The sequence below is a fragment of the Methylocella sp. genome (assembly GCA_037200525.1).
Taxonomy (GTDB): Bacteria; Pseudomonadota; Alphaproteobacteria; order Rhizobiales; family Beijerinckiaceae; genus Methylocapsa.
Genome location: JBBCGG010000001.1, coordinates 2,851,051 through 2,877,473 on the forward strand (window position 1 = coordinate 2,851,051; position 26,423 = coordinate 2,877,473).

Here is a 26,423-nt window from a genome sequence, read left to right on the forward strand (position 1 = left end):
GTGTCTTTTTGACCACGGGGCCGGCAAGACGATGGCGGCGGCGCAACCACCCCTCAGGCGCCTCGTTCCACGCCATTAATGACTTTTGTCTGCGATTTTGCCGCCGCAAAAGCTTTACGCACGGTTTTAACGGGATTCTCAAAGGGTTGCTGTATCGCTACAGTGGGAGTGAGTCGGGAGGCGATCGCCCTCTGGCGGAACCTGTTCGGAGGCACGGATGGCATGGCGCTGGCGCCAAGAGGACGCGAGAGTTTGGACGCTCCCGATGTGGAGGTTTTCAACTTGGAAGCTTCCATCTTGGCGGCGCCAGAGCCTCGGCGTTTGCCTTGGGCTCGCGCTTTTCCTCGCCCCGACGCAAGCGCTGTTCTGGCCGAACCCTGCGGATGTTGAGACAAGCATGGCCATTGGGCTGCGCCAAAATCCCAATATCGCGGGTCTTTCACTGGTCGTCGGCCTCATTCTCTTTTCGACGCTGACGGCTTTGTTTCATCTCATCGGACGGCGGCAATGGATGCAGCGCGAAAGCGCGCTGAATGCCGAGCTCGCAAGTTCGCGCGCTCGCCTCGACCGCGCCGAACTGTTTCTCGCCGCCGAAACCCAGATCGTCGTCGCCTGGGGCGGGCCCGACGATCAGCCTGATATCGAGGGCGATCTCGGCCTCATTACCGACGGATCCAACGCCCGCCGCGTGCTTGCCTTCGGCTCCTGGCTGCCGCCGGACATGGCGCAAAACCTCGAGTTGAGCGTCGCCCGGCTGCGCGCGCGCGGCGAAGCGTTCCGCTTCCCAGTCACAAGCCTTGGCGGACGTCATCTCGAAGCCGAAGGACGCCCTGTCAGCGGCCTCGCCGTCATGCGGATTCGGGACGTCTCTGGCGATCGCCTTGAAGCCATCCGTCTGCAAGAGTTGCAGGCCCGCACCATCAGCGAACTCCAGGCGCTATGGGCGATGCTCGATGCGGTTCCCAATCCGGCGTGGGTTCGCGACGGCGAGGGCCAATTGACTTGGGTGAACGCGGCCTACGCCCGCGCTGTCGAAGCCAAGGATCCGGCGACCGCGGTATCGCGTAGCATCGAGCTTTTGGAGCGTGCGGCGCGCGACGCCGGCGCTGATGCGAGAGCGGCTGGGTCAATCTGGCGCGGGCGCGCGCCAGCCGTCGTCGTCGGCGAACGTCGCATGCTCGACATTGTGGATGCGCCGGCTGGCCGCGCCTCGGTCGGCATGGCCATGGACGTTTCCGAAATCCAGTCGATGCGAGCGGCGCTCGAACGGGAAATGCAGGCGCACGCGCGAACGCTTGACCAGCTGTCGACGGCAGTCGTCATTTTCGATCGAGCAAAGCGGCTTGTTTTCCACAACGCCGCCTATCGCCAGCTCTGGGGCTTGGATCAGGCCTGGCTTGAGCAGAAGCCAACCGAATCGGAGATTCTGGACCGGTTGCGGGCGGCTCGACTATTACCCGAACAGGCCGATTTTCGCGCGTGGAAAGCCGGCGTGCTGGCCGCCTATCAATCGCTCGAGACCGAAGAACAGGCGTGGCACTTGCCCGATGGACGCACGCTTCGCATCGTCATTAACCCCAATCCTCAAGGCGGAGTGACTTATCTTTTCGACGACGTCACCGAGCGGTTCCATCTTGAATCGCAATTCAACGCCGCCATCCGTGTGCAAAGCGAAACCCTTGATACGTTGAAAGAGGGCGTCGCGGTGTTCGGCAGCGATGGACGCCTCAAACTGTTCAATCCGGCTTTCTCGGGCATGTGGACGTTGAAGCCGGAGCAGCTCGATGATCAGCCGCACATCGATCGCGTTGCGCAAATCTGTGCGCCTCTGTTCGCGCATGAATCCGACTGGGACGAACTCCGCGCCGTCGTCGCTGGATTGCAGGATCAACGAGTAGGATTTGAAAGCCGCTTGTCCCGGCGCGACGGTTCCGTGCTCGACTGCGCCGCCGCGCCGCTGCCCGATGGGGCGACTTTGCTGACCTTCATCGACGCGACCGCAGGCGTCAATGTCGAACGGGCGCTGACGGAACGAAATCAGGCGCTGATCGATGCCGAAAAGCTGCGCAATGATTTTGTTCACCACGTATCGTATGAACTGCGGTCGCCGCTCACCAACATCATCGGCTTCATTCAGTTGCTCGGCGATTCGACGGTTGGCCCGCTTAACGCAAAACAGCTCGAATATGCGGGTTATGTGACTAAATCCTCCTCCGCGCTTCTGGCCATCATCAATGACATTCTCGACCTCGCCTCGATCGACGCGGACGCAATGGAACTGTCGCTTGAGGATGTCGATATCGCGAAGACGATGCAGGCCGCGGCCGAAGGCGTTCAGGATCGGCTGGACGAATCGAAACTGACGCTTCACGTGGTCGCGATGGATGGCATCGGCTCGTTTATCGCCGACGGCAAACGGATCCGGCAAATTCTGTTCAATCTTCTTTCCAATGCGATCGGTTTCTCGTCCTCGGGTCAGACCATCGATCTCGCCGCCATGAGACGTGGCGATGAGATCGTCTTCAAGGTGAGCGATCAGGGGCGCGGCATTCCGCCCGAGGTCGTTGAACATGTTTTCGAGCGCTTTAAAACGCATACCTCCGGCTCACGCCATCGCGGCGTCGGGCTCGGCCTTTCGATCGTCCGTTCCTTCGTCGAATTGCATGGCGGCCGCATATTGATCGACGCCGCGCCCGGGGAGGGGACGACGGTGACTTGCATCTTTCCAACTGAACGTATGAATGTGGCGGCGGTCGAAATAACGCAGGAGCGCGAACGCAATGGCGGCTGAGCAGGGGCCAGACGCTTTGTCCGAGACGATTTGGTCGCGACGCCTTGAGGATGAGGCGAGCGCCTCGAAGCTCGCGGCCGAGGTCGCTGAGCTGATCGGACCCGGCGATCTCGTGACTTTGTCCGGCGATCTTGGCTCCGGCAAGACGACTTTTGCGCGCGAGTTGATTCGGCTGCTGACCGGAGAGTCAGATCTCGAGGTTCCGAGCCCGACCTTCATCTTGATGCAGAGCTATGAGGGCCAGCAAAGCCAAATCGTCCATGCCGACTTCTATCGGATTGAAAAGCCGGGAGAACTTATCGAACTCGGCTGGGAGGAGGCGATCGAGGGAGCGCTCGTTCTCGTCGAATGGCCGGACCGCGCGGAAGGATTTCTCGCCGCCGATAGGCTCGACATCCGCTTTAGTCTTGGCCCCGATGGAGACGGCGCGGGCGACAGGCGGGCAGCTCGCACGGCGACAGTGACTGGCGTCGGCGCCTTCGCCCCGAGGCTTACGAAAGCCAAGGCGGTCCACGACATTCTCGAACATACCAGCTGGCGCGACGCCAAGCGCCAATTCATGCAAGGCGACGCGTCGAGCAGAGTCTTTGAGCGCCTGGTCAAGCCCGATGGGCAGAGCGCGGTTCTGATGATCGCGCCGCAGCGCCCGGACGGCCCGCCGCTTCGCTACGGCAAGCCCTATAGCGCGATTGCGCGGCTCGCCGAAAACATCAGGCCTTTCATCGCCATCGACAAAGGCTTGCGCGCCGAGGGCTTTTCGGCGCCGGAAATCTACGCGTTCGACCTATCGACTGGCCTCGTTCTGCTCGAAGATCTCGGCGTGGAGACGATCATTGGCGCAGATGGCGTAAACCCCGAGCGCTATGCTTGGGCGGCGACCGCGTTGGCCCACCTGCATGGCGCAGATCTGCCCGACTCTCTGCCGATCAATGCGAATGAGACGTATCGCATTCCAAATTACGACCTCGATGCGTTGTCGATTGAGGTCGAACTGCTGCTCGAATGGTACGCGCCGCACCGCGCCCGCGTGCAGCTATCGTCCGGGGCCAAGGCGACCTTCATCAATCTCTGGCGGCGCACCTTGCAGGACGGACTCAACGCAGATGCGACCTGGACCCTGCGCGATTATCATTCGCCCAATCTCATCTGGCTGCCGCAACGCGAAGGCGTCGCGCAAGTCGGCATGGTCGATTTTCAGGATTGCGTCCTCGGCCATCCCGCCTATGACGTCGTGTCGCTGCTGCAAGACGCCCGCATCGATGTTCCAGATATCATCGAATTAAAGCTCCTTTCCCATTACGCGCGTTTGCGACGCGACGCGAACGACGCATTCGACATGGCTGAATTTGCGAGAGCCTATGCCATTCTGGGGGCGCAGCGGGCGACTAAAATCCTCGGCATTTTTACCCGGCTCGATGCGCGCGACCGGAAACCGCAATATCTTTCCCATTTGCCGCGCCTCCAAAAATATCTGGTCAAAGACCTGAATCACCCGGTTCTGGCCGACCTCAAGATCTGGTATGAAAATAACCTGCCGCAGATCTTCGATCAGGCGACCTGAGGCCCCTACTGCTCTCGGTCTTTTTAACTGCGCGGTATAAGCGCTTGTTTTAGCCTGCGAGGCCGCCTTTATGAGCAAGTGTGCGGCCTTTCGAAGGTGGCGTCACGGCTTAGCTCAACTGGGATCCACATGACCTCCATACCCACCAAAGCCATGGTCTTTGCGGCTGGTCTTGGCGCGCGAATGCGACCGCTGACCCTGACCACTCCGAAACCGCTGATCAAAGTGGCCGGCAAGCCAATGATTGATCACATGCTCGATCGTTTCGCCGACGTGGGAGTTGAGACGGCGATCGTCAATGTGCATTACCTCGCCGATCAGATTGAAGCACATCTCGCCGCGCGCAAAACGCCGAAAATAATGATTTCGGATGAGCGGGATGAACTTCTCGATCAGGGCGGCGGCATCGCCAAGGCGCTGCCATTGCTTGGTCCGGAGCCGTTTTTTTTGTGCAATACGGACGCCTTGTGGATCGAAGGGCCAAAACAGAATTTGCGCCGCCTCGCTGAGGCGTGGGACCCCGACGTCATGGACATTCTGCTGCTCGTCGCCGCGACGACCGCGAGCATCGGGGTCGATTGGCCCGGCGATTTCCTTATGGCTCCGGATGGTCGGTTGACGCGCCGCGCCGAACGCGAAGTCGCGCCTTTCGCCTATGCTGGCGTCGGCATCGTCAAACCGGAGCTGTTTTCCGGAGAAACGCGAAAAATCTTCCCATTGGCGCCGTTTTTTTTCGAGGCGGCGCAGCGAGGCAGGTTGTTCGGACAAAGGCTTGACGGATTCTGGCTGCACGTCGGCGCCCCCCAGGTCATCGCTGAGGCGGAATGGGTGGTTTCGCTCAGCGTGCTCTAGCGCCGGCGCCGAAACGCCAACTTGAACGGCGTTCACTGGTTGTTCTTGCGCGCGGCTGTGACGTCAGCTAAGCTCCCGGTAAGCGGGAGCCGGGAGTTGCCGATGGTCGTCAGGGTCGCGACGGTTGCGTTCGAGGGCATTGAGGCGCGGCCGGTCGACGTCCAGGTTCAGATCGCCAATGGCAATGTGGTTTTCACCGTCGTCGGACTCGGCGACAAGGCTGTAGCGGAATCGCGCGAGCGGGTGCGGGCGGCGCTGAACGCATCGGGGCTCGCGCTGCCGGCCAAACGCATCACAGTCAATCTGGCCCCGGCGGATCTGCCGAAAGAGGGCAGTCATTATGATTTGCCGATCGCGCTTGGCATCATGGCCGCGATTGGCGCCATCCCCCAGGACGCTCTGCAAAATTACACCGTGCTGGGCGAATTGGCTCTCGATGGGACCATCACCGCCGTTACCGGCGTTCTGCCGGCGGCGATTGCGGCGAACGCGCGCGGCCACGGTCTCATCTGCCCGCACGAAAGCGGTCCGGAAGCCGCGTGGGCCAGTCAAGACATTGACGTTCTGGCGCCGATTTCCCTGATTCAGCTGGCCAATCATTTCAAAGGAACGCAGGTGATGGCCTCCCCGCGTCCGGCCGTGCGCGAGGCCGCCGGGGCGTTGCCCGATCTGCGCGACGTCAAAGGTCAGGAAAGCGCCAAACGCGCGCTCGAAATCGCCGCAGCCGGAGGTCATAATCTCCTGTTCAATGGGCCGCCGGGGGCGGGCAAGTCCATGTTGGCTGCGCGGCTGCCTTCAATTTTGCCTCCGTTGACTCCGCGTGAACTGCTTGAGGTTTCGCTGATCCATTCGGTCGCAGGCGATCTGGCCGGCGGCTCGCTCACCGATCGCCGCCCGTTTCGCGCGCCGCATCATTCGGCGTCCATGGCCGCTCTGGTCGGCGGCGGCTCGCGGGCGCGACCGGGCGAGATTTCGCTCGCTCATCATGGCGTCCTTTTTCTTGATGAATTGCCGGAATTTCAGCCGCAAGTTCTGGATAGCCTCCGCCAGCCGCTTGAGACCGGCGAGGTCGCCATCGCCCGGGCCAATCACAGGATCGTCTATCCAGCGCGATTCCAGCTGGTCGCGGCGATGAACCCTTGCCGTTGTGGCCATGCGACGGATCCGGGTTTTGCCTGCAATCGCCAGCCCAACGCGCGCTGCATTGCTAAATATTTGTCGCGGCTCTCGGGTCCCTTGCTCGATCGCATCGACCTTCATGTCGAGGCGCCCGCCGTCGCCGCCGCTGACCTGATGCTGCCGCCGCCATCCGAAGGATCAGCCGAAGTCGCGGCGCGAGTTGCTGCGGCGCGAGCGATCCAGGTGCGTCGTTACGCCGGATTAGGGCAGCCGGGCATCGGGTCGAACGCCGCCGCGCCTGCGGCGGTGATCGAGGCGGTGGCGCAACCGGACGCCGGCGGCCTTGCCTTGGTTCAGGAGGCGTCGGATCGATTACGGCTGTCTGCGCGCGGATTTCACCGGGTCTTGAAGCTGGCCCGGACCATAGCTGATCTTGACGGAGCCGAAACGGTCGGAAGCCTGCATCTCGCCGAAGCGCTTTCGTACAGGATCGATGCCGCCCGGCAATTGCGCGCGGCTTGAACCCACCGCCAGCAGTATCTGATGACGGCGGCAATCAGCCGTTGAATGCGCCGGCGCGGCGATTTTTATTGGATGAATAGTATCGATTTCCATCGGCAGCGGCGTGGTTGCTTCATATTGACGCGCTACTGCTTTCTATGCCGTTGTTTTGGCGCGTGATTCTCTTAAAAAATCTGCAATTGTTGCTGACGCGCGGCAGTTGCGGGAGCCTCAGAAGGCGGTTTCTGGAGGTCCAAAGGCCACGCTTTGGCCACACTGCCAAAATATTACCCGCATCCATCAGGCTCAGCCTCAGCTATGGAGACCGATAGAACGAAGTGTATTCAGCAGAAATGCTCGCTTTAGGAAAAATATATTGATGCGAGTCTAGGATCGTAAGTATGGAGCGTTGCGTAGGTTGCTAAAAGTTTAGCGCCTCAAATATTCTGGTTGAGCGCTCTTTGCAGCGCTTCCTTCTGAACCTGCCGGTTATTTGCCTTTAATTGTCCACGACGGATCTGAACGCTATGATCAGCGTGACAAGTAGGCAATCACGCCTAAGTTGAAATATTACGGTAGGCAGCCTCCGTATAATGGAGGATACCGCGTCATATGTATAAATAATATTTTATGTCGCGTCGTTAATGGCGCGCTGAGAATGTCCATTGCGGAATTATATTGTTAGCCCCGCCGATACAAATCCGAAGCATAAGACGGGTTGAGGGCTGTTTATCCAATTTTCGCAACTGGGGAATAGTAGTAATGCGAACTTCAACCTGTCTATTTGGTTTATACACTGGGCGCATCAAGCGCCGCCAGTTCCGGCTATTGCGCTGGCATGGCGTCGTGGGCGGCGCGGCGTTGGTGTGGGGGCTTGGCGCCGCGGCGGCCGTGGCTGCGCCGGTGATTTTCAACCAGCCCTTCACCGCCAACCCGGGCGACGTCATCAGCGTCACCGGCAGCTCGCTGACCACCACGCCCAAAGTCTATATTCAGGGCGGCCGGCAGAGCGCGGCGACCCTCGTCCCGGCCATGGAGGCCGCCGACAATGTCGTCGTCGTCCAGATTCCGGCGACCCTGGCCTTCGACGTTTACAAGCTCTGGGTCGTCAACAGCAAAGGAACCAGCGCGCCGGTCTATCTCAACGCGCCCCGCGCCATGAGTTTTGATGCGCCGCGCGCCGTGCATTATGACGCGACGCGCGCCATCAATGTGGATAATGCGGCAACGCCCGCCGTCGAGATCGCCGCCGGCGATCAGTTTCGCATCTTCGGCCGCAATCTCTACGTCAATTCGGCCGCCGATGCGGTGACCCTCATCGACGCCCAAACCGGGACCTCGCTCGCCGCCACGGTTTCCGGCGCGAAAGACGCCAATAGCCTCACGGCGATCGCCCCCAGCGGGATCGTCGCCGGACGAACCTATAATGTGACGGTCTCCAATGGCTATGGCTCCGCCCAGGCGGATCAGGCGATCATCGGGCGCTCGGGCGGCGGCTCCGACTATTTCAAGCTCGGCGTGACCTGGGGACGCGATTTCATCACCCAGAACGGCGCCGCCTATAATGCGGCCAAGCCCGGCGTCAACGAACAATACCACCACATCTACAACGTCATGACGGACCCCGTCTTGAAGCTGCACGCCGTCGGCAATGGCGTCGCCGACGACACGGCGGCGATCAATGCGGCGATCGCGGCGGCGGCTAAAAGCGGCGGCGGCATCGCCTATCTTCCGGCGGGAACCTATCGGCTCGCCTCTCGCAGCGGAGCCCAGACAGGCATCGCGCTGCAGGCCGGCGTCGTCCTTCAGGGGCAGAGCGACAGCACCACCAAGATCGTTTATGGTCCGACCAGTTCGCAGCCGAGCAGCTATAATTTTAACGCGGTGACCTTCAACGGCAACGTCTCCGGGATCGCCGATCTGTCGTTTCAGAGCGCCGACGCCCAAGGGCTGAATATTACGCCGCTCGTCAACCAGTGGCTGACCCCCTACAGCGAGCTGTTCGCGCAGCGCGTCAACTGGAATTTGAACGCCAGCGCGGCGGCCGTCACCCTCATCGGCTGCAACAAGGTCGCGATCGAGAACTCGACCTTCTCGACGCTGGCGAATGCGCCGAAAACAGGCGGCCCATTCTACTTCGCCAACAGCACAAATGTGACGGTGCAGAACAATACGCTGGCTTTCGGGTTCATCGGCTCGGCCAGTTTCTCGAACATCGACAACATCATAGTAGAGGGCAATCACTTTACCCGCTATTCATCGCCGACCTGGATTGGCCTTGGCCGTCAGATGTCGTTCAACTTCATCAGGAACGGCGTCGTCCAGAATAATATTTTCGACGTATCCGGCGCAACCCTGCCATTCCAGAACGCCGATGGCGAGACCATCCTCAGCGAAGGCGGCTCCCTTTCGCCGGAGGTCGACTCCGGCGCCGTGACGGCGGCGACGAGCGCCACCATCGCCGACGGATCGCGATGCGCGACATGCGCCTGGAACTTATTTCCCAATTCCTACGTCGTCGTCGTCAGCGGCAAAGGGGCCGGGCAATGGCGGCATATTGTCGGGTTGAGCGGCAACACCTTCACCATCGACAAGCCATGGGACGTCATCCCCGCCGCGGGCGATCATTTCGCCACCGGCGCGCCATCCTATGAAAACGTCATGATCCGCAACAACACGATGCAGAACAACCCGGCGGGAATTGTTTTGTTTGGCCCGGTGATGTTCCTCAACGTCGCCATCGCCAACAATCAGCTGACCGATAATGGCGGCATCATCCTGGCGCCCTATCAAGTCAACCAGGCGCGCTGGAACACCACTCCGCCAGTCGCTTATCTCGATGCGACCTATAGAAATATCGAGATCAAAAATAATGTGCTGAAAAATACCAAAGGACAGTGGCCGTCCTCCATCAATACGGAGTTCTTCAGCATTTCCCCCAACCAGTTCTGGGGCGTCAGCGCCGATGGCGTCGAGGTTCGCAACAATCAGCTCACCGCCCACGCCGCCATCAATCCCAACAATTATCTTTACACCGGCAACAATAGCAAAGAGGGCTATGAGAACGAAGCCCTCAACCAGCAGGTGGGCAATGGCGCTTTCGTCTATACCGGCCCGAGCCCGATCGTCGGCACGGTGTTTCAAGGCAACAGCTGCGTCAACTGCCCCGTGCAGTACGAGCTGAGCTACGGCGCGCTGGCGACGGTCATCTGGAACGCGACAGGCACAAGCAACGTCGCCTCCACCTTCCTGCTCGACGACGTCTTCGCCAACTGGAGCCCCGCCACCGCAGGCCCACACTCAACCGGAACAATTACTAATAATCCCGCCGCTCCGGCCGGCGTGACTGTCATCAAATAATCCGCCTTTGGCGCGCTGGCCCAACCTCGCCAGCGCGCCAAAGTTTTTGAGAGCGCAATTGCGTCAGCTGGCGCGGTCGGCTTCGCGCCCGGTTTAACGAGAATTCGCAAGACCGGGCGCTGCTGGAGGCGCTCTCGGAGCGCTACAATGCGGCGCGCGAGTCATGCCGGCGCGGCGGGGGCGCGGGTTGAATATCACGCTGATCTCTACTAGCTTGGCCGCAGACGTAGGAAGCAAGCGCCACAGAGATGCAGGTCCCTTCAGGTATGACGAATGCGCTGGCGCTGGTTCGCGGTCGAACCGGACAACTCCGCAATTGGATCACCGCAACGGCGCTTCCGCTTTGGTCGACGGTCGGTTTCGACGCCGGGCAGGGCTCGTTTCAGGAGCGCCTCGATTGGAGCGGGCGGCCACAGACCGCGACGCCTCGGCGCGCCATGGTGCAGGCGCGGCAGATCTATGTTTTCGCTCATGCCGCGCATCTTGGCTGGTTTCCCGAAGGCGGACCCATAGCGGAAACCGCAATGGCCTCGCTCCTGCGTGATTTTTGCGGCCCGGATGGCGCGTCCGCCGGATTCGCCTTTTCAGTCGACGCGGGCGGCCGGATCCTGGATCCAATGCGCGATGCCTATGCTCACGCCTTCGTTCTCTTTGCAATCGCATGGCTTTATCGGCTAAACGGCGACAATCGCCTGATTGCGCACGCAGATGAAACAATCGCTTTCATCGACGCTCGCCTGAAAGATCATCTACACGGCGGCCTCTTCGATAGGGCGCCGGTCGAGGACCGCAGCAAGCGGCAGAACCCGCTTATGCATCTGCTCGAAGCCTATCTCGCTCTGGAGAATGCAGCGCCGGGAAGGGGCTACCTCGCGCGCGCTGGAAAACTGATCGATATTTTCAAGAGCCGTTTGTTTCTCGCAAAGCCCGGCGTTCTGCTCGAATATTTTGCCGAAGACTGGAGCAATCATAGAGATCCGCTCAAGCGTTGGGTTTTCGAACCAGGCCATCACTTTGAATGGGTCTGGCTGCTGCTCGAATATGAAAAGCTATCCGGCGGGGATTTGCGTTTCTGGATCGAGAAGCTCGGCGCCGCCGCGAAAAAAAGCGGCTTTGCCGAAAATGGACTCATCTTTGATGAACTCGCCGCAGACATGAGCGTGATCAAAGGCTCGCACCGAATCTGGCCGCATACGGAAGCCGCGAAAGCAGCAGTCGCCCAACATTTCCTGGGGGATCCTGAGGCGCCTGCCTTCGGCGCGGCGATGATCAGCGCGCTGACCGATCATTTTCTTGACAAGCCTTTTGCCGGCGGCTGGATCGACCACCTTAGCCCCGAATTGCGTCCGCTGGTCGATTATGCGCCAGCCAGCTCGCTCTATCATCTATTTTTGGCGGCGACGGAATTGTCCCGCGCTTTTCCCCTTGATCCTGTCGAGGAAAGCGCAGCCGCTTCAGCGTGAGCCGCCGCCGCATTTGTCGAAATTGAGTTATCGGGCTTGAAACCGCGAGTCTGACCGGCGCATTTTTGCAGCTGTTTTACTTAAATCCCGCATCACGCTAAATAGATTTTCTTTACTTAAAACTTTTGTTGACCCGTTGCTTAGACATTCATCAACGCCTCGGCTTGGTCCGCGGGCCTTTTCAATTGGCGAATTGGATTCTTCAAATGCTTCGTCTTTTTGATAATTTCCCGAAATGCCGCATCTCTGTAATTGGCGATCATATTCTGGATGCTTATTTGCATGGCGACGTCAGCCGCATTTCGCCGGAGGCGCCGGTTCCGGTCGTCCGCTCCCTTACGGAAAAGTCCGTTCCCGGCGGCGCCTCCAACGTGGTGGCGAACCTCGCAACGCTCGGCGTCTCTGTCGATGCTGTCGGCCTGACCGGCACCGATAATGCAAGGGGCAGTTTGATCGATTGCCTGCGGCAATATGGCCGCGTCGATCTCTCAGGAATGATCGCTGTTGCGGGCCGGCCGACGACCCGGAAGTTGCGGGTCGTCGGCGCGCGCCAGCAGATCGTTCGCATCGATCAGGAAGACACAAGTCCATTTGACGAATTGATCCAGGATCGTTTGCTCGAGGCGGCTTTCGCCGCGGTCGATCGCAGCGACATCGTTATCCTTTCAGACTACGGCAAAGGCGCTCTGTCGGACCGGGTTTTGCGGGCGGTCATCGACAGATGCGGATCTTCGGGAAAGGTAGTCTTGGTCGATCCGAAGCGTGTCAATCTCTCGTCCTATCGGGGGGCTTCGATTCTTACGCCGAACCGAAAGGAATTGACCGAAGCGACGCTGCTTCCCTGCGAAACCGACGCGGAGGCGCTGACGGCGGCCCTGCGCGCGCAAGAGATGAGCGGCGCCAATATTCTGCTGACGCGGTCGGAAAAAGGAATGTCGTATTTTGCCATCGGCGAAGCGCCGATCCATCTTGCGACTGTTGCGCAGGATGTTTTTGATGTCTCGGGCGCAGGCGATACCGTCATAGCTTTACTCGCCGCCTCGCTTGCGGCGGGCTTGTCCATGCGCGACTCAATGAAGGTGGCTAATCATGCCGCCGGAATCGTCGTCGCCAAACTGGGCACAGCCTGCGTTACGACCGAGGAGCTCTACGCCGCTCTGGCTTCCGAGACCGCCTCTCCCTCAGTCAATGACGGGCGGCATGTCACTCGCGACGAGGCCGTCGCCCTGCGCTGGGCGTGGGCGCGACAGAAGCTGACCGTCGGAATCGCCAATGGCTGCTTCGATCTCTTGCATCCCGGTCATATTTCACTGATCCGGCAGGCGGCCGAAAGCTGCGATCGGCTTATCGTAGCTTTGAATTCGGATGCCTCGGTGCGCCGCCTCAAAGGAGCTTCCCGTCCGATCCAGGATGAAATCGCGCGGGCGGCCGTGCTTGGAGCGATCAGGGGCGTGGCCGCGGTAGTCATTTTTGAGGAAGATACGCCGCTCGAACTTATCCGGGCGCTGCAACCGGACATTTTGGTCAAGGGAGCCGATTACACTGAGGACAAAGTCGTCGGCGCTGAAATAGTCCGGGCGCGAGGCGGCAGGATTGTGCTGGCCCAACTTTCGCCGGGCCAATCGACTTCAAAAATCATTACCAAGGCTGAAAGAAGCCAGAAGATTTTTTGATCTGATGGAGCTTAGCCTTAAATGTGCGATAGGATGATCGGATAGGATTTGGGGAAGGCGCGGACTTTCCAAATGGGATCATATGTCTAAATAGACGATAGGAGCGCTTGATTGATTCGCCCTGAAACAATCACGTCCCAAGTTGAACTGCTCTCGCCTTTTTGTCGTCAGTCTGTCGAAGAAGCGTTATCGCTGTTTGGAGCCGCCCATGTCCTACGCCACCTTGATGGTCTACATCGATCTGGATGACCGCAACGGTGCCAGACTGAATATCGCCGGTGATCTCGCCGAGCGGTTCAACGCCCGCGTCATCGGCGTCGCCGCTCAGTCCGAGATAATGCCCATGGGTCTTACGGACGATTATTCGGCGGCCTACGCGCTCGAACAGAATCTGGCCAGCACCAAATTGCGCCTGCAAGAGGCGGAGGAGCGGTTCCGGGCCGCCCTCGGCGGCCGCGTCAAACGGCTTGAATGGCGTTCCGCGATTGAGGCTCCAGCAGCTTTCATCGCCAATCAATGTCGCGCTGCGGATCTGATAATCCTTGGACATAGTTCGGCTGAAGATGTGCTCGATCTCGGCTGGGACATCGATCCTGGCGATCTGATCGCCCGCGCCGGTCGTCCTATCCTGCTTGTTCCATATGAAGTGGAAACCCTTAAGGCCGAGCGAATTCTGGTCGGGTGGACGGACTCCGCCGAAGCTCGGCGGGCTGTCTACGACGCCTTGCCGCTGCTGCGCAGATGCCAAACCGCGATCGTGGCGGAAATCGACAAGAATGATGACCCTGCTGCGGCCAAACGCCGCCTCGACGACGTTGTGGCCTGGCTTGCATGTCATGGCGTCAACGCCGCCGGTGTAGTCGAACAACCGTCGCGCGACCATGTGGCGGCCCAACTCGATGCGCTCGCTAAAAAAGAAGGCGCCGACCTGCTGGTCACCGGCGCATACGGCCACAGCAAATTGCGCGAATGGATACTTGGCGGAGCGACGCGCGATCTTCTCAAGCAGACCGCCCGCTGTCACATGCTTTCACATTGATGCGCCTCACCCTCAATCCTGTTGCCGCCGGATCACAGCCAACGCTTGATCAATAAGGGGCTCAATCGGACCACAAGCGTCGAGGCGGTTCCATTCCACCGCGCCGACCGGCTCCTGCGCCTGCATCGCGACAATCGCTGCGTCGGCGTCCGAGGCGTCGCGTGTGCGCTTGGCCACGCGCGCGAGGCGGATTTCAACGGGGGCTTCGAGCCACAGCCCCGTAAAACGGACGTGGCTGCGGCTGGCAAGATCAGCCAATGCGCGGCGGTCCTCGAGCTTCCGATTCGCGGCGTCGATCACTACACTCTGGCCCGCGGCGAGGGCGGTGGCGGCCATGGCGCGCAAACGCGCATAAGTCATAGCCGAGCTCGCGGGTTGATAGGCCTCGTCCGGCAGATGCTCCAATTCGGAATGGCCGAAAAGGCGTTTGCGTTCGATGTCGCTGCGCAAGTGAACGGCGCCGGGAGCCCGGCCGACCGAAGCGGCAATTTCCCGCGCAACTGAACTCTTGCCGGAGCCAGAAAGGCCCCCGAACGCGACAAGATCAAGGCGCGACGGCTCGAAAAACGCGCATGCCGCCTCAAAGTAATGACGAGCCGCCGTCACACGCTCGGTTTGCTTCGAAGGCTCCAGATTGGCCACCTTGGCGCGGATCGCTGCGCGCAGGCTCAGGAAAAGCGGCAGCGCCGCAAGGGCTTCGAGCTGTGCGTCGATATCGCCGCTGGCCGACAGATAGCGGTTGAATACGAGATTGGCGTGCGCGCGCAGGCCGCGCGTCCAAAGGTCCATCAGCAAGAAGGCAAGATCATAGAGAATGTCGCAGGTCGCAAGCCGCTCGTCGAATTCGAGCGCGTCGAACAAGACCGGCTCGGCTTTGATCATGACGATGTTCCGCAAATGCAGATCGCCATGGCACCGCCGCGCGTGACCGTTCGCCTCGCGCTTCAAGAGGATCGGCGCCGCGCCCTTGAAAGCGTGTTGCATTTGCCCCCGAAGCCGGGTCGCGGCGGCAGCGGGAAATATGTCTGAAGCAGCTTCAAGAGCGTCCATCGTCTCTTCGATCTGCGCCCGGAGAGCCGAGGTCGATTCACTGCCGGTAATCATGACCGCGCGTTGATGCGAGCCGACGACGACATCGGCGAGCTTGGCGATAATGTCGAGATCGAGCTCTCCGCGGTCAGCCAGATGATCTAACGTGCGATTTTCGTCGAAACGGCGCAAATGCACCGCCCATTCCACAATTTGGGGGCCGCGGCCGAACTTCAGATTGACGCCGTCGCGTGAGATGGGAGTGACGCCAAGATAGAGTTGCGGCGCGTTCGCTGCGTTGACGGCAAGCTCGTTCTCGCAGGCGCGACGACGCTTTTCCAGCGTCGAGAAATCCATGAACGGAAAACGGACCGCCCGCTTGATCTTGTAGACGTTTTCGCCGGCCAGAAAAACCGCGGCGCCATGCGTGTCGATGCGGGTGACCGGAAGATCGAGCCCATGGGTCGTCGGGCTGCCGAGGAAAGCGAAGACATCGGATTGATCTAGGCAGTAGTGACGAATTACCTGAGCATGATAGCAATAGCGGCGAGCAATACGAAGCCTCGGTAGTTTGCGAGGAGCTTGTCGTATCGGGTTGCGACGCGCCGGAACTGCTTCAGTTTATTGAAGAAACGCTCGACGAGATTGCGCTCCTTGTAGAGCGCCTTGTCGTAGGGGAGCGGCGCGCGGCGATTGGATTTTGATGGGATCACCGGCTCAGCCTCACGCATAAGAACAGCCTTGCGCAAGTGATTGGCGTCATAACCTTTATCGGCGATGATCGCATCGGCCGCAAAGCCTTCGATCAGGGCGTGCGCTTTTGTGATGTCGTTGCGCTGCCCAGGTCCGAGAAGGAGCCGAACGGGGTTGCCGAGTGCGTCTGTCGCGGCGTGGATTTTGGTGCTCAAACCACCGCGAGAGCGGCCCAGGCCTTGGGCATCCGCCCCCCTTTGGCGATCCTTGCGCCGGCCGCGTGCTGATGGGCGCGCACGATTGTTGAGTCGATCATCAGCCATTCGAGATCGGCCTCGGCGGTGAATGCCTCAAGAAATCCGTCCAAGGCGCCGCGCTCGATCCAGCGATAGTAGCGGCGTTTCACCGCCTGATGGTCGCCGAAGCGTTCGGGCAGATCGCGCCAGCGGCCGCCCGAGCGGGCCATCCATAACAGCGCGTCGACGAAGCGTCGATTGTCGCAGCGCGGCCCGCGCTGGCCGGCTCTTCCGCCTGGCACAAGATCACAAAGCCGCTCCCATTGATCGTCTCGCAGCGCATCGACATCCCGAATCATCAAGGCTGATCTCCAAAAATCAGCCTTGAATCATGGAAAGATCCTCGCGAGAATCCCCCAAACGCCGAATTCGTCACCACGGCCTAAAGCAGCGTCCTGTCCCATATTCCGATCCACAAATAAAGGGGTCAAAAACAGTTGACTTGGAGCAGCGCGGCTGAAAGTCACGGCATAGTTTGAATCGAGCGGCCATTCCCCGCCGGACTGATTAAGCTATTTTGGCGACGCCGCCCATGCGCTAATTCCGATTCCGAACGTTTCGGCTTGCCGCGACCGGCTTGCCTTGTTACTCGGAAGGGAAGCTGCTCGCTGCGCGGGCGCGATCCCATCCTGAAACCTCTTCCCGAGCACAAAAACTCATGGCCCTGCCTCGCCGATCCCCCGACTCCGCCCATGCGAGCGTCAATGGCGCAAGATTCCTCATTGTGGAAGCGCGTTTCTACGATCACATCGGCGCGATGCTGCTCGACGGCGCCGAACGAGCGCTCGCCAAAGCCGGCGCGACTTTCGATCTCTTGAGCGTGCCGGGAGCGCTTGAAATCCCGATCGCCATCGCGATCGGGCTGGATCGGGCCGAGCAATTGGGGCAACCCTTCGCCGGCGCCATTGCGCTGGGGTGCATTATTCGCGGCGAAACCTATCATTTCGAGATTGTCTCGAACGAAAGCGCTCGCGCGCTGATGCAGCTTGGGGTTTCCCGCAAGCTGGCTTTGGGCAATGGCATTCTAACGGTTGATAGCGAAGCTCAGGCCCTGGCGCGAGCTGATCGCGAGCAGGGGGATAAAGGCGGCGACGCGGCGCGGGCGGCCCTGGTCATCCATCGCCTCAAGCTCGACATTGGAGCGCTTTAATGGCCAATCCCGACGGACGCTCCGCCGCGCGCCTTGCCGCCGTCCAGGCGCTTTATCAAATGGAAGTGACCGAGAAGGGTTTGAATGAGACCTTCGCCGAATTTGAATCCTTCTGGATAGGCAATGAGATAGAAGGCGAACGCTACAAAGAGGCCGAGATCGCGTTCTTTCGCGATATTTTGACGGGCGTGCTGGCGGATCAGGGCCCAATCGATCGTCTGATCGATAAGACGCTTGTCGAGGGCTGGCCTTTGGCTCGCGTCGATGCGGTTCTGCGCGCGATATTGCGGGCAGGGGCCTATGAACTAAAGAAACGCTCGGATATTCCAGCGCGCGTCGCGATTAAGGAATATGTCGACGTGGCCGGCGCTTTTTTTGCCCGGGAAGAGGCCGGAATGGTCAACGCCGTCCTAGATGGCATGGCTCGTCATTATCGCGCCAATGAGTTCGAGCCGCGCGTTTAACGCCCCCAATATTCGTCAAAACGCTGACGCGCGCTGCCGGGCGGACGCCGTTGCGCCCCGTTGCAATTGCAGCCTAAAAACAATATTTTTGGCGCCAGCGGCCGACTGCGGCTCTTTCGAGGAATCTTTCCCAATTTTGCCGCGGCCCGGCGTCAGCGCCAAAGCAAAGTCCAATGGGATATAATCACGCTCAAGCGGCGGCGGCCGCTCGCCGGTGAGCGGCACAAAATAATATCGTGCGATTATCCCGTATTGTTCTGGCTATTCTCCTTATTGCAGGCCCATCCCTTTATTTCCCGCTTTGGAGCGTTAGCGCCTATAGCGGCTTTTATCTGCGTCAAATCGGCTGAGCGGTCTCCGAATCCTGGTCTCGAATCGTGTTAAGCTGCCGGGGCGAAGCGATGAGCCAACGCGACGCTATCGCTGAAAGACCATGCCGCGCCCTTCCGAAGACGATTTGATCGCGACCTATTTCGCTCCCTTGGCCGGGGAGGGCGGCCTTTTGCTCCGCGACGACGCTGCGGTTTTGCGGCCCTCGCCAGGGCGGGATCTCATTCTCACCAAGGATGTCCTCGTCGCGGGCGTGCATTTTTTCAGCAACGACCCTCCCAGCGCAATTGCCCGGAAAGCCTTGCGGGTCAATCTTTCCGATCTCGCCGCGAAGGGCGCCGAGCCTTTGGGATTTCTTCTCGGCCTCGCTCTGCCGGGGGATTGGACGGCGGACTGGCTCGCGGGTTTCGCCCATGGTCTTGGAGAGGATGCGAACCTCTACGCATGTTCCCTACTAGGCGGCGACACCGTAAAAACGCCCGGACCCCTTACCATTTCCATCACGGCGTTAGGCGCGGTCCCCACAGGAAAAATGGCGCCTCGGGCCGGCGTTGAGGCCGGCGACCAGATTTATGTGACCGGAACCATTGGCGATGCCGCGCTTGGTCTCAAGCTTCGCCTTGGCGCTACAAGCGATCAGGACTGGATCGGCGCGGCGAGCGAGGCTGCGGCCGAGTTCCTCCTCAATCGTTATTTGCTGCCGCAGCCCCGCCTTCGCTTGCGCACCGCGCTCGCCTATGCCCATGCGGCGATGGACATATCTGATGGTCTTGCGGGCGATCTCGCCAAAATGTTGCGTCTGACCGGCATGACGGCTGAGGTCAGACTTGCCGATGTTCCGCTATCCAAGGCCGCGCGCGAGGTTTTGCGCGCCGCCCCGCGCCTGATCGAGACGATTTGTACGGGCGGCGACGATTATGAAATTCTCTGCGCGGTTCCCCCAGCCGACAGCGCGGCATTCATGGCGGCGGCCGAGAAAGACGGACTCGCCGTCAGCCTCTTGGGCAGCGCAGTTCACGGAGAATCGGCGCCTCTATTCAGGGATGCCGGCGGAGGCGTCGTCAGCTTCGCAAAAGCCTCGTTTCAGCATTTCTAGCAAGCCATCCCGGCAGATGCTGCGATCTGGCGCCGCGACCGGTTCGGTCTGAAGCGATCACCCTTCAAGGAAACCAGAAGCAGATCAGCGCGATTGCGCATGCGAACGCTTTCTGTAAATGTTGTTTATTGGGCGCGAGCAATGACTCGGCGTCGTATAAAACAAAAAATTAAGGTGGAAACAGATGAATGGCATTTGGCTTGTCATCCTGACGGGGCTTTTATCAATAATTTATGGCGTCGTGACGTCGTCGAGACTTCTTGCGGCTAGTCCTGGTTCGGCCAGAATGCAGGAGATCGCCGGCGCGATCGCCGAGGGCGCGCAAGCCTATTTGAAGCGCCAATATCTGACGATCGCCGTGGTCGGCGTCATTATTTTCATCGGGTTCGGATATTTATTATCCTGGACAATCGCCATCGGCTTTCTGGTCGGGGCCGTGCTGTCCGGGGCCGCAGGATTTGTTGGCATGAATGTCTCCGTGCGCGCCAATGTGCGGACGGCGCAGGCCGCAGCGCAATCGCTCGCCGCTGGACTCGATATTTCATTCAAGGCGGGCGCCGTCACCGGAATGCTGGTGGCAGGCCTCGCTCTGCTTGGCGTCTCCAGTTATTTTTATGTTCTGATCGGGCCGTTAGGCCACGCGCCAAACAGCCGCGAGACCGTCGATGCTCTGGTCGCGCTGGGGTTCGGCGCCTCGCTGATTTCAATCTTCGCCCGTCTCGGCGGCGGCATTTTCACTAAAGGCGCCGATGTCGGCGCCGATCTCGTTGGCAAGGTCGAAGCCGGAATTCCGGAGGACGATCCGCGTAATCCCGCGACAATCGCCGATAATGTCGGCGACAATGTCGGCGACTGCGCCGGCATGGCGGCCGATTTGTTCGAGACTTATGCTGTGACGGTCGTCGCCACCATGGTTTTGGCCGCGATCTTTTTCGTCGGTCAGCCCGTCCTGTTCGCCGCTATGCTCTATCCCTTGGCGATCTGCGCGACTTGCCTCATCACCTCGATCGCCGGGACTTACTTCGTGAAGCTCGGCGCCGATCAATCGATAATGGGCGCGCTTTATAAAGGGCTCATCGCCGCTGGCCTTCTATCGATTGTAGGGCTCGCCGTCGCCACCTCCGCGACAGTCGGCTGGGGAGCGATCGGCACGGTCAACGGATCCACAATTTTGGGTTCGCATCTTTTCGTCTGCGGCCTCATCGGGCTCGTCGTCACCGGCTTCATTGTCGTCATCACGGAATATTACACCGGCACCGGCAAACGCCCGGTGGTTTCCATCGCCCAGGCCTCCGTGACGGGACACGGCACGAATGTCATTCAGGGTCTTGCTGTCTCATTGGAATCGACGGCGGCTCCGGCGCTGGTCATCATCGGCGGCATCATCGCCACAAGCCAGCTTGCAGGTCTTTTCGGCACGGCGATCGCGGTGACGACCATGCTCGGGATCGCCGGCATGATCGTCGCGCTCGACGCTTTCGGGCCGGTCACCGACAATGCCGGCGGAATTGCCGAAATGGCCGGCCTGCCCAAGGAGGTCCGCCAGGTGACGGACGCGCTCGACGCGGTCGGCAATACGACAAAAGCGGTCACCAAGGGCTACGCCATCGGCTCGGCAGGCCTTGGGGCCTTGGTGTTGTTCAACGCCTACAGCCACGATCTCGAATATTTCGCCGCCAATCCGGATCAGTTTTCCTATTTTAGGGGCATGGGGGCGGTCTCTTTCGACATTTCCAATCCCTATGTCGTCGCCGGCCTGATCTTTGGCGGAATGATCCCTTATTTGTTCGGCGGCATCGCGATGACGGCGGTCGGCCGTGCCGCCGGCGCGGTGGTCGAGGAGGTGCGGCGTCAGTTCAAGCAAAGGCCCGGAATCATGGCGGGGACGGAGCGGCCCGACTACGGCCGAGCCGTCGACATGCTGACCAAGGCGGCGATCAAGGAAATGATCATTCCTTCGCTTCTGCCCGTGCTGGCGCCACTGGTGGTCTACTTCGGGGTGTTGTTCATATCCGGTTCGAAGGCGTCCGCCTTCGCGGCGCTTGGGGCTTCGCTGCTGGGCGTCATCGTCAACGGGCTTTTCGTGGCGATCTCGATGACCTCGGGCGGGGGGGCCTGGGACAACGCCAAAAAGAGCTTTGAAGACGGTTTCGTCGATAAGAACGGCGTCAAGCATTTCAAAGGCGGCGAAGCGCACAAAGCCTCTGTCACTGGCGATACCGTCGGCGATCCCTATAAGGATACCGCGGGTCCCGCCGTCAATCCGGCGATCAAGATCACCAATATCGTGGCGCTGCTGTTGCTCGCCGCGCTCGCCCACTGAGGCGCGGAGTTTGGACGTTGGCCTCGGCGAAAGCCGGATCAACGGCCTTGGCGACAGGAACTCAAATAATTCCGTTGAAACAATATCTTGAGAGGAAATCGCGAGATATTGCTTCAAGGGCGCGCGATTTCAGGGTCCAGCCTAACCAAATTTCATTAGGTTGAGGAACATTCCCTTAAGGAAGTTCGATTCGGCGCCTGCGGTCGGCGTTGTCCGGGAAACGAAATCGAACAGTTTGCCGTCATCGACGCCGTAATTGGCGACGCGTTCAACCTTTTTGTCCTTATTGAAGTAGACGGCAAAGACGCGCTGATCGACCAGTTTCGGCTGTAGAAATTGGACGCTGCGATCGGTGACCTGGGTGATGTAGTACCAGGCGTCGCCGCCCACGGTGGAGGTTGTCGTCGGCGTCCCCAGCAGGACGAGAATCTGCTCCGCCGAAGCGCCGACTTTGACGTCGTCAAGCGCTTTCGGGTTAGCCTGATAGCCATGGACGACTTGTCCGTCATAGCCAAGACAACCGCCAAGGCTCAGCGCAAGCGCCGCCGCAAAGGCGAGTTTCACGCGGACTGATCCAGAACCTAGCGCTCCAGCTTTTCTATTGCGGGCAGGGGTTCTGCTATCGAACCACATTCTTCAAGCCTCCGAACTAATATCTTCCAGACGGATAACCGCCAACCATCAGTTGCATTTGCCGCGAGGCTGAGCGATGCCTAACCTCCGGCAATGCCAAAAGCAAGGCGGCAATGGGCGTTCGGCCCACACCCGGTAGCGCTGGCAAAGCGACGTTAAACTTATTGAAGTTAAGCCGAGGTGAATTCGAACCCGGCCAAGTTGGATATTCGTCGCATGCTGTCCTGGCTGTCTCGCCGCTCCGCCAACCGTCAATTGATCGACCGGCTTCACGGCGAGATCATGGCGGCGGCGCGCAATCCGGTATTGTTTACGGACTATGCGATCGAGGACACATTTGAAGGCCGGTTCGAGGCGATGACCCTGCATGCGATGCTCGTGCTGCGCCAGCTCAATGCGATGGCACCGCCCGCGCCGGAGTTGGCCCAGGATCTCGCCGACGCCGTGTTCGCCCGTCTCGAGGAAGCTTTGCGGGAAATGGGCGTCGGAGATGTCAGCGTCCCGAAGCGAATGAAAATCCTTGCCGAGGCTTTCCTTGGACGCAGCCTTGCTTATGATCAGGCTCTGCGCCTTGGCGAACCGGCGCTCGCGGCGGCTCTGGCGCGAAACGTCTATGCCGGCCGGGCGGATGCGCGGCGGTTGGCCAGTTACGTCGAAGCGGCGAACATTGCCTTAGCCAAGGCTTCGTTCGCGGTTTTTGCGGACGGCCCGGTTCCGTTTCCTGAGCCTGCGGCCATTCACTGAAGCCACACAACATTCCGGAGGCGGTTGCCATGAAATTGAAGAGAGGTCCCGGCGCTGGAAATTCGCGCATGGGAGACAATGAAAAAGCGGCGCTCCCGACCGAAGCGGGACATTTTTCGCGCTTCGTCGCGGTCGCAGATGTCCCCGACACGGGTCTGAAGGTTTCAATCAGCGCCGATGCGGAGGAGCGCGCGGCGATCGCGCAAAGCGACGGGCTAGTTGCGGTTGAGAGCCTCTCGGCCGATCTCCTAATCGCCAGGCAAAACCGGACGCAATTCAAAGTAAGCGGCCCGTTGCGCGCCCGCATCGTGCAAACCTGCATTGTCAGCCTTGACCCATTCGAAAGCGACCTTGAGGCCGAAGTCGAGGCCGAATTCATCGCTCCGCCCGAAAACCCCTCGCGGAAACGCGCGGGCAGGGATGCCGAGATGGAAGCCAATGTCGCGCGCCCCGTCGCCGCGCCGTTGGATGCGCTCGATCCGATCATCGATGGGCGCATTGATGTTGGAGCCTTGGTCGAGGAATTCTTCGCGCTCAATCTTGATCATTATCCCCGCAAGCCCGGCGTTCGATTCGACGAAGCGAGTTTTTCAAAACCGGCCGCAGAGGCGTCTCCTTTCACGGTCTTGAAAAAGCTTAAGGATGGCGATTAAGGAGCGAAGGCAAAGGTCAAGAAAATCGAAAAACGTGGCGCTTTCATCAACATCAGGAAGCGGAAGCGTCAAACCCTCTACCATCCGAGGCATTTATCCTATAATCGAACAAATAAACGCTAAGACTCCTCCGATTCCGCCCGGATATGACCTGCGAAGCTGGTTCGCATAAAATCCAAAGAGTTCGTATCGAGGGCCCGATTTTCGCCGCGAACCTCTCTCCCAAATAGGATGATGCATCAATTCATTACGATGACCCTTTGGCCTGCTGCGAACGCGACGCCTTGGCGCGCGCTAGAGCATAATTCCGAAAAATTGCAGACCTTTCGGATCACATCCTGTGTTAAAACAAAGAGATAGAGGGCATGAGCCGTATAGTCGGAAGCAATCATGGTCTAGCTCAGTTCCGGATCTTATAATGAAGCCAGTGCGAATAGCGCTCGACGTCATGGGCGGTGACTTTGGGCCGGAAGTAACGCTTCCCGGCGCCGCCCGCGCGCTCAAGCGGCGCGCGGACATAGCTTTCGCCTTTTTTGGCGATGAAGCCTTGATGCGTCCGCATCTCGACGCTTTTCCACAACTCGCCGCCGTTTCGACCTTGCATCACACGGATGTCGCGGTGCGGATGGACGACAAGCCGAGCCAGGCGTTGCGCGCGGGCCGACGCAAGTCGTCCATGTGGCTTGCAATCGAAGCCGTTAAAAACAACCAGGCCGACATCGCGGTTTCGGCAGGCAATACCGGGGCCTTGATGGCCATGGCGAAAACCTGCCTCCACACAATGCCGAACGTCGAGCGGCCGGCGATCGCCGCTATCTGGCCGACCATCAGGGGGAGGACGATCGTTCTCGATGTCGGAGCCTCGATCGGCGCCGATGCGCAGCACCTCGTCAATCTTGCGATCATGGGCGCCGCGATGGCGCGGATCGTCCTTGGCTTGGAGCGCCCCGCCGTCGGTTTGCTGAACATCGGCTCCGAAGAAATGAAGGGAATAGACGATGTCAAAGCGGCGTCGCGCTTTCTGCGCGAAAACGCCTTGCCGAATCTCGAATATGTCGGCTTCGTCGAGGGCAGCGACATTGGCAAAGGGACTGTCGATGTCGTCATCACCGAAGGCTTCGCCGGCAATATCGCGTTAAAGACCGCCGAAGGCACCGCCAACCAGATGGCGCAATATTTCCGCGAAGCGGTCAGCCGCGATATCATGTCGAGGATCGGCTATCTTTTCGCGCGCAAGGCTTTTGCCGCCTTGAAAGCAAAGATGGACCCCCGCAACGTCAATGGCGGCGTTTTCCTCGGTCTCGACGGCGTCGTGATCAAAAGTCATGGCGGCTCTGATATTTTTGGCACTTCGGTGGCGATCGAAATCGCCTATGCAATTGCGCGCCACGAGTTGCTGGGTCAAATTCGCGAGTCGCTCGCGGCGTCGCACCAAGGACGTCCGACGCCGCCGAAGCTCAAGGCCGCGGGCGAACCTGAATCTGCGCCCTCGGATTCCTGAATGGCTTCGAATGGATCATTTGCCGTGACACATGCTCTCTCGGGCAAGCTGCGCTCTGTCGTTGTTGGCCTTGGCTCCTATCTTCCCAAGCGGATCGTCAGCAATGCCGATCTCGAAAAATCGCTCGACACGACTGACGAGTGGATCGTGCAAAGAACCGGCATCAGGCAACGCCATGTCGCCGGCGAAGACGAGCCGACATCGAGGCTCGGTTTCTACGCTGCGCAAGCAGCTCTGACTGACGCCGGCTTGACCGCGGCGGATATCGATCTTGTGATCGTTGCGACCTCGACGCCTGACTATACGTTTCCCGCCGTCGCCACCCAGATTCAGGCGGCGCTGGGCATGATCCATGGGGCTGCCTTCGACATCCAGGCCGTATGCTCGGGTTTTGTTTTCGCGGTTTCTACGGCCGACAAATTTTTGCAGTCGGGCTCGCATCGGCGCGCCTTGGTGATCGGCGCCGAAACGTTTTCAAGGCTGTTGGATTGGCAAGACCGCACGACATGCGTTCTCTTCGGCGATGGAGCGGCGGCGATCGTGCTTGAGGCCCAACCATCCGCGGGAACCGCCAAGGATCGTGGCGTGCTGACGTCGCATTTGCGCTCCGATGGACGGCATCGGGAAAAGCTATACGTCGATGGAGGACCATCAACGACGAAAACCACCGGTCATTTGCGCATGGCCGGCAGGGAAGTTTTTCGCCATGCCGTCGGGATGGTCACGGATGTCGTCAGTGAAGCTTTTGCCGCCACCGGAACAACCGCCGCCGAGTTGGATTGGTTCGTGCCGCATCAGGCCAACCGGCGCATCATCGACGCCTCAGCCGAAAAGCTTGGCATCGCTCCCGGCAAAGTGGTGGTTACCGTCGATCTGCATGGCAACACGTCCGCCGCCTCGATTCCCCTCGCTTTGGCGGCGGCGCGCGACGATGGTCGGATCAAGCAAGGCGATCTTGTGATGATCGAGGCTATGGGAGGTGGTTTCACGTGGGCGTCGGCGCTGATCCGCTGGTAAAGTCGATGCCCCGGCTATCGTAACATGCCTTGATTTGACGAAGGATTTGCTCCAGACTTCCGCCGTTGTCGCATTTGGGCGCGATCGCCAGTCAAGTCACCAGAGCCGGTTAAAATCCAAGATATTATAGGGGTC

General features: G+C 59.9%; 18 protein-coding genes and 1 pseudogene. 16 read left to right on the forward strand and 3 right to left on the reverse strand.

Annotated elements, in window-relative coordinates; genetic code table 11:
- Positions 1-265 precede the first annotated feature (265 nt).
- The 8 genes from WDN46_13925 to WDN46_13960 all read left to right on the forward strand — a co-directional run bounded on the left by WDN46_13925 (position 266) and on the right by WDN46_13960 (position 14,359).
- Positions 266-2,791, forward strand: coding sequence for an ATP-binding protein (locus WDN46_13925; protein ID MEJ0094485.1), 2,526 nt, complete (start codon positions 266-268; stop codon positions 2,789-2,791).
- Complete coding sequence (gene tsaE / locus WDN46_13930; protein ID MEJ0094486.1) at positions 2,781-4,352, forward strand: tRNA (adenosine(37)-N6)-threonylcarbamoyltransferase complex ATPase subunit type 1 TsaE; 1,572 nt, start codon at positions 2,781-2,783, stop codon at positions 4,350-4,352. The genes WDN46_13925 and tsaE overlap by 11 nt, the downstream gene beginning before the upstream one ends.
- 129 nt (positions 4,353-4,481) lie before the next feature.
- Positions 4,482-5,204: a nucleotidyltransferase family protein gene (locus WDN46_13935; GenBank protein ID MEJ0094487.1), complete on the forward strand. Its 723-nt coding sequence runs from the start codon at positions 4,482-4,484 to the stop codon at positions 5,202-5,204.
- 102 nt (positions 5,205-5,306) lie between these two features.
- Positions 5,307-6,845, forward strand: a complete 1,539-nt coding sequence (locus WDN46_13940) for a YifB family Mg chelatase-like AAA ATPase (protein MEJ0094488.1) — start codon at positions 5,307-5,309, stop codon at positions 6,843-6,845.
- Positions 6,846-7,586: 741 nt separating this feature from the next.
- A complete protein-coding gene (locus tag WDN46_13945; protein MEJ0094489.1) occupies positions 7,587-10,184 on the forward strand; it encodes a glycosyl hydrolase family 28-related protein in 2,598 nt (865 codons plus the stop codon).
- Between the two features lie 266 nt (positions 10,185-10,450).
- Complete coding sequence (locus WDN46_13950; protein MEJ0094490.1) at positions 10,451-11,647, forward strand: AGE family epimerase/isomerase; 1,197 nt, start codon at positions 10,451-10,453, stop codon at positions 11,645-11,647.
- Positions 11,648-11,853: 206 nt separating this feature from the next.
- Entirely contained in the window at positions 11,854-13,320 is a 1,467-nt protein-coding gene (gene rfaE1, locus WDN46_13955) for a D-glycero-beta-D-manno-heptose-7-phosphate kinase (protein ID MEJ0094491.1), read from the forward strand.
- 208 nt (positions 13,321-13,528) lie between these two features.
- The gene (locus WDN46_13960) at positions 13,529-14,359 is read left to right on the forward strand and encodes a universal stress protein (GenBank protein ID MEJ0094492.1); all 831 of its coding nucleotides are present in this window, start codon (positions 13,529-13,531) and stop codon (positions 14,357-14,359) included.
- A 12-nt stretch (positions 14,360-14,371) separates the two neighbouring features.
- Here WDN46_13960 and WDN46_13965 read toward each other — a convergent pair whose 3' ends face one another.
- Together WDN46_13965 and WDN46_13970 are read right to left on the reverse strand one after the other, a co-directional pair.
- Complete coding sequence (locus WDN46_13965; GenBank protein ID MEJ0094493.1) at positions 14,372-15,745, reverse strand: AAA family ATPase; 1,374 nt, start codon at positions 15,743-15,745, stop codon at positions 14,372-14,374.
- A 164-nt stretch (positions 15,746-15,909) separates the two neighbouring features.
- Positions 15,910-16,676 (reverse strand): annotated as a pseudogene (locus tag WDN46_13970) (IS5 family transposase).
- 359 nt (positions 16,677-17,035) lie between these two features.
- Here WDN46_13970 and ribH point away from each other — a divergent pair.
- The 4 genes from ribH (at position 17,036) to WDN46_13990 (ending at position 21,740) form a co-directional block, all read left to right on the forward strand.
- The gene (gene ribH / locus WDN46_13975) at positions 17,036-17,527 is read left to right on the forward strand and encodes a 6,7-dimethyl-8-ribityllumazine synthase (protein ID MEJ0094494.1); all 492 of its coding nucleotides are present in this window, start codon (positions 17,036-17,038) and stop codon (positions 17,525-17,527) included.
- A complete protein-coding gene (gene nusB, locus WDN46_13980; protein MEJ0094495.1) occupies positions 17,527-17,991 on the forward strand; it encodes a transcription antitermination factor NusB in 465 nt (154 codons plus the stop codon). The genes ribH and nusB overlap by 1 nt, the downstream gene beginning before the upstream one ends.
- A gap of 433 nt (positions 17,992-18,424) precedes the next feature.
- Positions 18,425-19,417 (forward strand): thiamine-phosphate kinase, encoded by a 993-nt coding sequence (thiL, locus tag WDN46_13985; GenBank protein ID MEJ0094496.1) that lies wholly within the window; start codon positions 18,425-18,427, stop codon positions 19,415-19,417.
- 184 nt (positions 19,418-19,601) lie between these two features.
- Positions 19,602-21,740, forward strand: a complete 2,139-nt coding sequence (locus WDN46_13990; protein ID MEJ0094497.1) for a sodium-translocating pyrophosphatase — start codon at positions 19,602-19,604, stop codon at positions 21,738-21,740.
- A 141-nt stretch (positions 21,741-21,881) separates the two neighbouring features.
- Here WDN46_13990 and bamE read toward each other — a convergent pair whose 3' ends face one another.
- The gene (bamE, locus tag WDN46_13995) at positions 21,882-22,304 is read right to left on the reverse strand and encodes an outer membrane protein assembly factor BamE (GenBank protein ID MEJ0094498.1); all 423 of its coding nucleotides are present in this window, start codon (positions 22,302-22,304) and stop codon (positions 21,882-21,884) included.
- A gap of 270 nt (positions 22,305-22,574) precedes the next feature.
- Between bamE and WDN46_14000 the strand changes: the two genes are divergently transcribed.
- The 4 genes from WDN46_14000 (at position 22,575) to WDN46_14015 (ending at position 26,288) form a co-directional block, all read left to right on the forward strand.
- Complete coding sequence (locus WDN46_14000) at positions 22,575-23,117, forward strand: ubiquinol-cytochrome C chaperone family protein (GenBank protein ID MEJ0094499.1); 543 nt, start codon at positions 22,575-22,577, stop codon at positions 23,115-23,117.
- A gap of 29 nt (positions 23,118-23,146) precedes the next feature.
- A complete protein-coding gene (locus WDN46_14005; GenBank protein MEJ0094500.1) occupies positions 23,147-23,770 on the forward strand; it encodes a DUF177 domain-containing protein in 624 nt (207 codons plus the stop codon).
- 415 nt (positions 23,771-24,185) lie between these two features.
- Positions 24,186-25,271 (forward strand): phosphate acyltransferase PlsX, encoded by a 1,086-nt coding sequence (plsX, locus tag WDN46_14010; protein MEJ0094501.1) that lies wholly within the window; start codon positions 24,186-24,188, stop codon positions 25,269-25,271.
- Positions 25,272-26,288 (forward strand): beta-ketoacyl-ACP synthase III, encoded by a 1,017-nt coding sequence (locus tag WDN46_14015; GenBank protein ID MEJ0094502.1) that lies wholly within the window; start codon positions 25,272-25,274, stop codon positions 26,286-26,288.
- The last annotated feature ends 135 nt before the right edge of the window (positions 26,289-26,423 follow it).

Bases quoted from the DNA above. Each gene is read 5' to 3' on its own strand.
- WDN46_13925 (MEJ0094485.1), top strand. From the start codon at position 266: ATGTGGAGGTTTTCAACTTGGAAGCTTCCATCTTGGCGGCGCCAGAGC.
- tsaE (MEJ0094486.1), top strand. From the start codon at position 2,781: ATGGCGGCTGAGCAGGGGCCAGACGCTTTGTCCGAGACGATTTGGTCG.
- WDN46_13935 (MEJ0094487.1), top strand. From the start codon at position 4,482: ATGACCTCCATACCCACCAAAGCCATGGTCTTTGCGGCTGGTCTTGGC.
- WDN46_13940 (MEJ0094488.1), top strand. From the start codon at position 5,307: ATGGTCGTCAGGGTCGCGACGGTTGCGTTCGAGGGCATTGAGGCGCGG.
- WDN46_13945 (MEJ0094489.1), top strand. From the start codon at position 7,587: ATGCGAACTTCAACCTGTCTATTTGGTTTATACACTGGGCGCATCAAG.
- WDN46_13950 (MEJ0094490.1), top strand. From the start codon at position 10,451: ATGACGAATGCGCTGGCGCTGGTTCGCGGTCGAACCGGACAACTCCGC.
- rfaE1 (MEJ0094491.1), top strand. From the start codon at position 11,854: ATGCTTCGTCTTTTTGATAATTTCCCGAAATGCCGCATCTCTGTAATT.
- WDN46_13960 (MEJ0094492.1), top strand. From the start codon at position 13,529: ATGTCCTACGCCACCTTGATGGTCTACATCGATCTGGATGACCGCAAC.
- WDN46_13965 (MEJ0094493.1), bottom strand. From the start codon at position 15,745: ATGGATTTCTCGACGCTGGAAAAGCGTCGTCGCGCCTGCGAGAACGAG.
- ribH (MEJ0094494.1), top strand. From the start codon at position 17,036: ATGGCCCTGCCTCGCCGATCCCCCGACTCCGCCCATGCGAGCGTCAAT.
- nusB (MEJ0094495.1), top strand. From the start codon at position 17,527: ATGGCCAATCCCGACGGACGCTCCGCCGCGCGCCTTGCCGCCGTCCAG.
- thiL (MEJ0094496.1), top strand. From the start codon at position 18,425: ATGCCGCGCCCTTCCGAAGACGATTTGATCGCGACCTATTTCGCTCCC.
- WDN46_13990 (MEJ0094497.1), top strand. From the start codon at position 19,602: ATGAATGGCATTTGGCTTGTCATCCTGACGGGGCTTTTATCAATAATT.
- WDN46_14005 (MEJ0094500.1), top strand. From the start codon at position 23,147: ATGAAATTGAAGAGAGGTCCCGGCGCTGGAAATTCGCGCATGGGAGAC.
- WDN46_14015 (MEJ0094502.1), top strand. From the start codon at position 25,272: ATGGCTTCGAATGGATCATTTGCCGTGACACATGCTCTCTCGGGCAAG.